This window comes from Mesorhizobium sp. M7A.F.Ca.CA.003.01.2.1 (assembly GCF_003998945.1).
Taxonomy (GTDB): Bacteria; Pseudomonadota; Alphaproteobacteria; order Rhizobiales; family Rhizobiaceae; genus Mesorhizobium; species Mesorhizobium ciceri.
On the sequence record NZ_RZRA01001052.1, the window covers coordinates 1 to 1,812 of the forward strand.

The 1,812-nt window shown below is 62.4% G+C and carries 2 protein-coding genes and 1 tRNA gene; 1 reads left to right on the forward strand and 2 read right to left on the reverse strand.

All coding sequences use genetic code 11. The features are described from left to right. Nucleotides 1-390: 390 nt before the first annotated feature. Both EN969_RS29500 and EN969_RS29505 read right to left on the reverse strand, forming a co-directional pair. Entirely contained in the window at nt 391-615 is a 225-nt protein-coding gene (locus EN969_RS29500) for an alkylphosphonate utilization protein (protein WP_013529641.1), read from the reverse strand. 112 nt (nt 616-727) lie between these two features. Then, nucleotides 728-817, reverse strand: a tRNA-Ser gene (locus tag EN969_RS29505). A 361-nt stretch (nt 818-1,178) separates the two neighbouring features. Here EN969_RS29505 and EN969_RS29510 point away from each other — a divergent pair. After that, the coding region (locus tag EN969_RS29510; protein ID WP_206525263.1) for a hypothetical protein at nt 1,179-1,812 on the forward strand (634 nt) is incomplete at its 3' end.

Genomic DNA, 1,812 nt, shown 5'->3' on the forward strand with positions numbered 1-1,812 from the left:
GTAGAGGGGGCCGCGGCGGGAGGTCGTCCAATTGGTAAGGAAGTCGTGCATTTCGGCCAGCGACGCAATCTCGCGCTTGAAGCCAAGGCCGACCGAGAGTGCGACCGGGGAATGAAACAGCTTGTCGTGCATGAAGCGGGCTCCTGGTTTTTTTGCGCGCTTGGAGAGATATCCGGCGGGTCCGCGAACGGGACGCCCTGAAACGCGCAACGAGGCCGGAGGTTCCAGACTTGGGTCTTGGCGGTTTTTGATTGTGCCTGGTCGGCGAAATTATCAATTTCGCAGCGCAACGATCATGTGCCGGACGCTCAACGGCTCCGCTTCCACTTGGCGACGGCAGGCTCTCCAAAATCCCGAAGGAGCCATCGAGATCGCTTGCCGCCCTGAGGCTCACGCCTTCTTCACGAACTCGGTCTTGAGCACCAGGCCTTTCACTTGCTTGGTGTTGCATTCGATCTCGCCGGGATTGCCGTTCAGGCGGATAGCCTTCACCAACGTGCCGCGCTTGATCGTTTCCGAAGTGCCTTTGACTTTGAGGTCCTTGATCAGCGTGACGGAATCGCCGTCATTCAATTGAGCGCCATTGCTGTCGCGCACGATTACATCGTTCGGCATGCCATCTCCTGTGATTGGCAGGTTTCAAGGGCAGAGCGCGGCGGGATGTTTACCGCCCTGCTTCGCGCAAAGGCTCGGGCTTGTCCTGCGAAGCTCGTAGAGCGAAGCAGGATGGCGGAGAGAGCGGGATTCGAACCCGCGTTACGGTCTCCCGTAAACACACTTTCCAGGCGTGCGCCTTCAACCACTCGGCCACCTCTCCGTCCATGCATGTCGCGTCGGCCGGTTTTGCCGCGCGGGTTGGGGAGATGCACCTCCCTTGGGGCAAGACGAAACTTTCGCCATCGGCGTCGCCAACCAGCAAACGCCTTCCCCTGCACCTGAGCCGTCGAAGCAACAGGCGCGGGGCTCATCTAGTCGATCCGACGGCGAATGCCAAGCCATAACGGCAGTCTATTCGCTTTGCCGGCCACACAGTCTTTCACGAGGCCGCCGGCATGCCCGTTTTTGCGGGCGCCGCCGCTGCAATGGTGTGCACAGGCAGGACCGCAGGGACGGCCGCCCTTGACTTCCCCCGGAGTTGCCTGTCGGGTGCCGAGGCTTTGCGGGGGCATTGTGCGGACATGACATCGAGCAATGGACAGACGCCAGTCAGGCGGCCGGACAGCGGGCTGTCCTTCGTGCCGGTGGGCTGGCTTGTCTTCGTCATGGCGTGGTCAGTCTACGGCCTGATCTCCGTCTGGCCCGCGGTCGGCGCCACCGGCCTGCCAGACAGCGTGCTTTACCTTATCTATGGCGGGCTCGTCGTCGACATCGTCACCATCCTATGGGGGCTTTACCTGCTCGGCCTCGCCTTCGGCCGCTCGGCCCGCTTCCCGCGCCAGTTCACGATCTGGCAGATTGCCATAATCGTCGGGCTGCTGGTCATCCATGCCTATGCCCCTACGGTGCCGGGATTCGTCTTCTCGGGCCAGGCGCTTGTCATCACCGGCGCCGAAATCGCCATCGGCGCGCTCTGCATCTATCTGCTGCGCCATGGATCCGAAGCCGATGCCGTTTATGTCAATCCGAAAACCGAGAGCCCATCGGCCTTCGTCTCGGTCATCGCCGCGCTGCTCGGCATCGTCCTGGGCGCGGTCATCGGCGCCGTGGGCGGATTCGCCATCGGCTCGGTGATCGCCGATGCCACCGAGATGAGCTGTTTCGAGGGCGCCTGCGGCTATTTCGCCGTGTTCACCGGCCTGGCCGGTCTGGTGA